This window comes from Ventosimonas gracilis (assembly GCF_001580025.1).
Taxonomy (GTDB): Bacteria; Pseudomonadota; Gammaproteobacteria; order Pseudomonadales; family Pseudomonadaceae; genus Ventosimonas; species Ventosimonas gracilis.
On record NZ_LSZO01000103.1, the window covers coordinates 1 to 6,609 of the forward strand.

At 51.2% G+C, this 6,609-nt stretch carries 7 protein-coding genes, 2 tRNA genes and 1 pseudogene; 3 read left to right on the plus strand and 7 right to left on the minus strand.

Features of this window, described 5'->3' with window-relative positions; all coding sequences use genetic code 11:
* Positions 1-77: 77 nt before the first annotated feature.
* Positions 78-344 (minus strand): plasmid mobilization protein, encoded by a 267-nt coding sequence (locus tag AXE65_RS04595; RefSeq protein WP_068388746.1) that lies wholly within the window; start codon positions 342-344, stop codon positions 78-80.
* Between the two features lie 379 nt (positions 345-723).
* Between AXE65_RS04595 and AXE65_RS04600 the strand changes: the two genes are divergently transcribed.
* The 3 genes from AXE65_RS04600 to traM are packed head-to-tail and all read left to right on the plus strand — an operon-like array spanning position 724 to position 2,307.
* Complete coding sequence (locus tag AXE65_RS04600; protein WP_068388749.1) at positions 724-1,119, plus strand: TraK family protein; 396 nt, start codon at positions 724-726, stop codon at positions 1,117-1,119.
* Positions 1,119-1,865: a P-loop NTPase family protein gene (locus tag AXE65_RS04605; RefSeq protein ID WP_068388753.1), complete on the plus strand. Its 747-nt coding sequence runs from the start codon at positions 1,119-1,121 to the stop codon at positions 1,863-1,865. The genes AXE65_RS04600 and AXE65_RS04605 overlap by 1 nt, the downstream gene beginning before the upstream one ends.
* Positions 1,855-2,307, plus strand: a complete 453-nt coding sequence (gene traM, locus AXE65_RS04610) for a conjugal transfer transcriptional regulator TraM (RefSeq protein WP_068388756.1) — start codon at positions 1,855-1,857, stop codon at positions 2,305-2,307. The genes AXE65_RS04605 and traM overlap by 11 nt, the downstream gene beginning before the upstream one ends.
* Positions 2,308-2,369: 62 nt before the next feature.
* Here traM and AXE65_RS04615 read toward each other — a convergent pair.
* The 6 genes and pseudogenes from AXE65_RS04615 to birA all read right to left on the minus strand — a co-directional run.
* Positions 2,370-3,581, minus strand: a pseudogene (locus AXE65_RS04615) (tyrosine-type recombinase/integrase); the annotation flags it as partial.
* A gap of 238 nt (positions 3,582-3,819) precedes the next feature.
* Positions 3,820-3,893: transfer RNA gene (locus tag AXE65_RS04620), tRNA-Gly, on the minus strand.
* Positions 3,894-3,905: 12 nt separating this feature from the next.
* Positions 3,906-3,990, minus strand: a tRNA-Tyr gene (locus AXE65_RS04625).
* A gap of 79 nt (positions 3,991-4,069) precedes the next feature.
* Complete coding sequence (locus AXE65_RS04630; RefSeq protein ID WP_068388758.1) at positions 4,070-4,747, minus strand: SPOR domain-containing protein; 678 nt, start codon at positions 4,745-4,747, stop codon at positions 4,070-4,072.
* Between the two features lie 10 nt (positions 4,748-4,757).
* Complete coding sequence (locus tag AXE65_RS04635) at positions 4,758-5,501, minus strand: type III pantothenate kinase (protein WP_068388761.1); 744 nt, start codon at positions 5,499-5,501, stop codon at positions 4,758-4,760.
* Complete coding sequence (gene birA, locus AXE65_RS04640; RefSeq protein WP_068388764.1) at positions 5,491-6,453, minus strand: bifunctional biotin--[acetyl-CoA-carboxylase] ligase/biotin operon repressor BirA; 963 nt, start codon at positions 6,451-6,453, stop codon at positions 5,491-5,493. Before birA ends, AXE65_RS04635 begins: the two co-directional genes overlap by 11 nt.
* Positions 6,454-6,609 lie beyond the last annotated feature (156 nt).

Sequence of the window (6,609 nt, forward strand, 5' to 3'; positions counted from 1 at the left end):
CAATCATCGACATGAAAACATCTATCTGGCCTTGCTAAAATTACTGCGTGAACAGCCGCTTTGATCGCGTTTGCTTCCTAAGACCCTTGCAAATTACCCAAGCGGGCTAAATCGCTATTGATGCGCACTAATTCAAGCACGGCTTTTTTATCCATCACAGAGTGCAGCGGATAACCCATAGCGACTTCTCGCAAAAAACGCGCCGTGCTCATGCCAGCTTGTTTGGCGTTAGCTTCAATAATGGCCGCTTCATCATCAAAAACGGGCACACGCAAATGCTTACGGCGTTTGGCGCGTATTGCATTAACTGACGACGCATTGTCGGTTTCTTCCCTTGGTGTCATATCGCTTTTAACCGCTTTTAAGCCTCGCAGAGCAGGATGCCCGTTGAGCACAAAGTGCGAATAAGGGAGGTGAAGTTAGATAAGCGGCTTGCCGATTAGCTAACTTCACACATCCTGCCCGCTTTTTTAGGTGAACCTCAAAAACACGTGATGAACTATATGGCAGCTTTCGGTAAAATGTTCAAGTAGCTTGAAAAATATTTATCCAAATAAGCGCAAATAGTCGCAAATAATAGCAAATAAAAAGTAATTCACTTAAAAGTCACTCATTAAACACTTGCAAATTCCGCGAGTTCCTTTAAAAATCCAACCGTCTTATATCTTTGGCACACCGAGTTAATCGGTGTCATTAAAAATTTAGTTTTGCGGCGAGGAACGTATGGCAAAGCGTCTTTCTGAAAAAATTGCAATGCAAATGAAGGCTGACGCCAGAAAAGTTAGCGGGCATAGCCGCGCCATATTCCTGTCCTTGCGAGATGAAATCGAGGAGGCTGTATCGGATGGATGGACCCTGAAAGCCATATGGGCAACCCTCTATAAAGAGGGAATTGTCGAATTTAAGTATGGAATGTTTCGCCGCTATGCGCAGCAGATACTTAAGAAATCAGGAGTATCACCCAATGGCAAAATCTTAAAAGAGACCAGCGCTATAAAAAATGACGAGCACAGCACGGCATGGAGGAAGAAAAAAGAGAAAGCAGCAAAACTAAATTCACCAAGAGTTGAAAACTTTGAATATAACTTATCATCAGAAAATGTAAAGGATTTAATATAATGTCTACTATTCACATGGTTTTACAAGGTAAGTGCGGCGTAGGTAAATCCATGCTAGCCACCATGCTTGCGCAATTTAAAGTCAGCAAAGGGCAAACGCCAGTTTGCATTGATACCGACCCTGTGAACGCTACACTTTATGGTTTTAAATCGCTAAACGTTCAGAGGCTGGATATTTTGAATGATGATAAAAACGTAGATGCCAGCAAGTTTGATGACTTAATCGAAATTATCAGTGGAACCAGCAATGATGTCATTATTGATAACGGCGCAAGTTCATTTATTCCTTTGTCCTCTTATATTGTGGCTAATGACATCGCATCCGTTTTTCAGGATATGGGACACCAACTATTCGTGCATACTGTTATCACGGGCGGGCAAGCACTGCCGGATACATTAGTAGGATTTGATGCATTGGTTAGACAGTTCCCCGACGAATGCGCTTTTGTCGTTTGGCTTAATCCCTATTGGGGAAAAGTAGAAAGTGAAGGATTAAGCTTTGAGGAAATGAAAGTTTATAAAAACAACGCTGATAGAGTAATTAAACTGGTAGAAATTCCAATATTTACGGCAGAAACCTTTGGGCGTGATTTTTCGGATATGCTCAAAGCGCGCCGAACTTTTGATGAGGCCATTAACGACAAATCGTTAAAAATCATGCAGCGTCAACGACTAAAAATTATTCAATCCAAGATTTTTGGCGAGTTAGGCAACGATAGCGCACAGGTACTGCTATATGGATATTGACTTGGATGCACTGGCCGCAGAAATTGGCAGAAGGCATGGGTTAAAACTGGATAAAGATGATCCGATTATGATTGTCGTCACTGCCGTTGCAATGCTGGAACAGGAAATGTTCCGGCATAAGCAAAAATTGATGGCTGAAGTCGTGTCGGAAGTGGAAGCCTTTATGACGCGCAATAACGAATATATCAGCACTATTGTTAATCAGATGCTCGGAGAAGCAAAAAACCAAGCTCAGGCAATTATCAATAAAACACTGATTGAAAGCAAAAAAGACTTGCAAGAAGCGATAACACAGACCGTACAGACCAGGACAGCTAACATCAGGGCGCAGCTTGAGCCTTCCATAGAGCGAGCAAGACAAGCGGCCTACATGAGTTTGATGGCTGGCGGCGTGGCTGTTTTGGCTGCCATGATTGTGCTGTGGGCTTCTTTATTTGCTTGATATTCGCTACAAGATATTTATGATTTATCATAACTAATTGATTTTATAGATTATTAATTTTAATCCGTCCAATCCTGCATCATCACCCGCCGTTGCTCGACGTATTCGGCGTGGTTGTAGGTCGCACTGGTTCTGTCCGGGTCGGCGTGCGACAACTGCGCATCCACCCATTTCTTCGGATAGCCCAATTCATTGAGCGCGGTCGAAATCGTGGCGCGAATGCCGTGGCCGGTCAGTTGGTCTTCGTAGCCCATGCGGTGCAGCGCTTTGTTGAGCGTGTTCTCGCTGATGCGCTGTTGCAGGCTACGGTCGCCGGGCAACAGATAGGTTTGCGCGGGTTTGAAGTTGTCCAGCAAATGACGCACGATTTCCTGCGCCTGCATCGATAGCGGCACGATGTAGGGCGGGATGTCCCTGATGCGCTTGCGCCCTTTCTTGGTCAATTGCTTGCGCTGCTTGAGGTGGACGACCGGAATCAGCCACAGCCCCCGGTCAAGATCAAACTGATCGGGCGTCGCCAGCCGCAACTCGCCCGTGCGCACCCCCGTCAACAACAGTAAGCGCACGCCCAATTGCGTGTTCAGCCGCCCCGGATAGCGGCGCAGCGTTTGCAACATCAAGGGCAGTTCGGGCATGCGCAGGAACGGATTGTTGTTCACCGGCGGCAGCGGCAGGGCGACCACGTCCAGATCAGTGGCCGGGTTTTCCTTGAGATTGGGGACGACCACAGTGGCGTAAGTGAACAACTGTGTGAACCACGTCCGCAACTTCTCGGCCACCGACAGCGCATCACGTTTTTCCACCTTGGCGATGATGTCCAGCAGATGCGCGCACGTGATGTCGTGGATGTTCATGTGCCGCAGCACCGGGAACACATCTTTCTCGAACATCCTGGGGATTTGTTCCAGACTGGTCTGCCGCCCATCTTCCAGCGTCAGGCGACGGTGCTCCAACCACTGCTTGTAGACCGCCATGAAGGTGTGCTCACCCGCCAGCACGATAGCGTGCCGTTTACGCTTGCGCTCGGTGTGCGGATTGATGTCTTTGGCCAGCAGCGCCCGCGCCTCATCACGCAGGTCGCGAGCCTCGCGCAAGCCCACTTCAGGATAAATCCCCAGCGACATGCGCTTTTGTCGGCCCGCCCAGCAGTAGCGGAAGTGCCACGATTTGCCGCCTTGAGGGGAAACGGCCAAGGAAAGACCGTCAATGTCGCCAAGCGTGTATGCCTTGCCGGTCGCCTTGGCGTGGCGAACGGTTGCATCGGAAAGTGCCATGGTGCCAACTCCTTAAGTGAAGAGTTGGTCCAGATACTTGACCGATTTACCGCGCCCTTCCAGCAACAATGCGCACTGCGCTTTACCCGTATTGATGGACTAGAAAATGGACTAAAACGTCGTGGATACGAGTGGATTTCACTGGATGTCAGCAGACTGAGAAAAGATAAAATTCTCAATCGTGACAGTCACTTACAACGCTCTTTGGACTTCAGCAGAAGTCCTTGGAACATTGAAGTGGAGCGGGCAGCGGGAATCGAACCCGCACCATCAGCTTGGAAGGCTGAGGTTCTACCATTGAACCATGCCCGCTTGGAAAATTGATGGTGGAGGGGGAAGGATTCGAACCTTCGAAGTGAAACACGTCAGATTTACAGTCTGATCCCTTTGGCCGCTCGGGAACCCCTCCAATAGGGAGGCGGCATTTTCCTCGCCCACTGCTGGGCTGTCAAGTTGTTTTGCGCAAAGCACCTTGCCTTATGCCGCTTTTACAGCACGCTTGCAAGGTTGCTGCAAGGGGCGCTGTGCTGCTCCAATTGGCCAAAATCCGCCGACAGGGTGCGCAGTGTTCCAGCATCCACGAGCTGCTGATCCAGCAGACGCAGCCAATAGCGGCGCTGCGTTCGTGAAAGTTCAAGCAATTGGGGCTGATAGCCGGTCTCTTGCAATCGCCGCCTGAGCCGGTCGGCTTGTTCGTGGCGGGGAAACAGTCCCAGCGAAATGCCGTTACTCAGTTCGCCTTGGGGAATGTGATGGCTTTCTATGCCTTGTGCTTTAAGTACCTCAATCTGCTGCAAGGCGGCTTGCCTGGAAGCGAGCGGCGACAGGTATAGCCAATAATCCAGTGCGCCCGGTAAATCAATCGCTTGTATCTGAGCGCGAATATCCAATCCGGCAAGGCGTTGGCGCAGGGCATTGGCTTGGTCTTCGCGCTCAAGACTACCTAAGAGCTGGCAAGTGCTGCTGTTAGCTGGCGCCACCTTATCACTGGCTGCGCTTTTCGGTTTTAGCTGCCCCGGTTCCAGTTCGCTGAGCAGGCGGATACCGGGTTCGTCCTCTTGTTGATAGCGAACAGGTACAGTGCCTGTCGGCGCAGAGGGTTGCCCGCTCCACAGCAGCAAACAAAGTAGATTTAAAGCCAATAAGAAGAAAAATACCCAGCGCATGCAAAATCTCTTAAGGCAGCGGGCAGGCAATCGCCAGCCCAATAAACATCAGGTCTTGGCGCACCTGCGCCTGCGGCAATACCGGAGCTAAAAGCGCAGCATCGCCACCGGTCAGGAACGTTTGAAAATCATCACCCCAATAGCGCTGCGCCAATTCAAGCTGTTTTTGGGCAAAACCTTGCAGCATCAGCGCGCAGCCGCGCTCAACGGCTTCTACGGTGGAGCGCCCGGGCGATAACTCATAGAGGACATTGGCAGCAGCACTATCTTTATAGCGGATTCGTCCTGTGTGGCCGCGTAGCTGGTTGCGCATTAGCGGCATGCCGGGGCAGATAAAGCCGCCAAGATGCTCGCCATCATTGGCGATAAAATCTGCGGTGAGTGCCGTGCCTAAATCGAATATCAAACAAGCCCCTTTTGCTTGTTGATAGGCTCCCAAGATAGCTACCCAGCGGTCTATGCCAAGGCGCTCGCAGTCGATATAGCCGTTGCGCACCTGTCCGCAGGAGGCTTCGGCACGGGCACATTGAGTTTGTACGGCATAGCGAGCGGCGATTTGATTAACCAGTTCGCGGCATTCTTCATCGGTGCGCACACAGACCATGCGTGCCGCCCGCAAGCTAAGATGGGGCACCTCATTCAGTGCTTCAAACAGTTGTTCAGGTTGATGAACTGCGCCGTTCGCCAAGATTTGCGTCGCATGCAAAACGCGCCATTTAATCAGGCTATTGCCACAATCCAACTCAAGAATCATGCGCCAGTCTCAAGCTCAATTCCCCTGCGCTAAAACGCTGTTCACCGGCTGCGGTTTGCAGACGCAAAGCACCACGCTCATCAACGCCCAATACCTTTCCTGTGATCTGCCCTGCGCCTGAAATCAGCACGGCTGATTTCCCTTGCCACAGATGATGGGCTTCCCATTGCTCGCGTAATGCGGAAAAACCTTTGGCAAAGTGGATTTGCAAATAATCTCGCAAGTGTTCGCTTAGGCGAATGGCTAACTCGGTGCGGTCACAAAGGTGGCCTAATTCCAAGAACAGCGAAGTCCAAGGCTGATCAATCCCGACAGCCTCCACGCGCCGATTGACGTTAATGCCGATGCCGATAACCAGATGGCAAACGGCAGACGGGTCGCCGGAGAGTTCCAGCAAAATACCGGCTATTTTGCGATCGTCAACCAGCACATCATTCGGCCATTTCAAACCGGCGCGAGTAAGACCGGTTTCATGCAAGGTTTTCAGCAGCGCAAGCCCCGCTGTTAGGCTTAAGGCTTCGATGGGCTGTGCCGCGCCGTCCAAACGCAGTGCCAAGCTGTAGTACAGATTTTCCGCAAAAGGGCTGACCCAATGCCGGCCCCGTCGCCCGCGACCGGCGGATTGGCTTTCGGCAAGCAATAAGCAGGGCGCGGGATTGCCCGCTTCCAACAGGCGCATGGCTCGCGCATTGGTTGAATCGGTCTCATGCAGCAGATGAAAGTCCCAAGCCAATGCTTCGCAAGCGCTTTGCAGACGCGGCTTATCCAGTAATGATAAAGGCTGTGCCAAACGGTAACCCTTACCGCGCACTCGATGCAGCGTCAATCCGCACTCAACCTCTGCGCGCTGCAACTGTTTCCACACCGCGCTGCGACTGATGCCAAGCGCCTCGCCCAACGCAGCACCGGAATGAAAGTGGCCATCTTGCAACAGTCGCAGCAGTGCCAACATGGTCACGGTTCTCCCCATCGCCCGCTTGTCAAAGCCATTTTAAAGCGCGGCATTATAGCCATTCGTCAAATAAAAACCCCCGCCCAAGTAATTGTACTGAGGCGGGGGTTTTGGATGGGTGCTTGACGATGACCTACTTTCACATGGGGAGACCCC

Bases quoted from the DNA above. Each gene is read 5' to 3' on its own strand.
- AXE65_RS04600 (WP_068388749.1), top strand. From the start codon at position 724: ATGGCAAAGCGTCTTTCTGAAAAAATTGCAATGCAAATGAAGGCTGAC.
- AXE65_RS04630 (WP_068388758.1), bottom strand. From the start codon at position 4,747: ATGCGCTGGGTATTTTTCTTCTTATTGGCTTTAAATCTACTTTGTTTG.
- traM (WP_068388756.1), top strand. From the start codon at position 1,855: ATGGATATTGACTTGGATGCACTGGCCGCAGAAATTGGCAGAAGGCAT.
- AXE65_RS04635 (WP_068388761.1), bottom strand. From the start codon at position 5,501: ATGATTCTTGAGTTGGATTGTGGCAATAGCCTGATTAAATGGCGCGTT.
- birA (WP_068388764.1), bottom strand. From the start codon at position 6,453: ATGTTGGCACTGCTGCGACTGTTGCAAGATGGCCACTTTCATTCCGGT.
- AXE65_RS04605 (WP_068388753.1), top strand. From the start codon at position 1,119: ATGTCTACTATTCACATGGTTTTACAAGGTAAGTGCGGCGTAGGTAAA.
- AXE65_RS04595 (WP_068388746.1), bottom strand. From the start codon at position 344: ATGACACCAAGGGAAGAAACCGACAATGCGTCGTCAGTTAATGCAATA.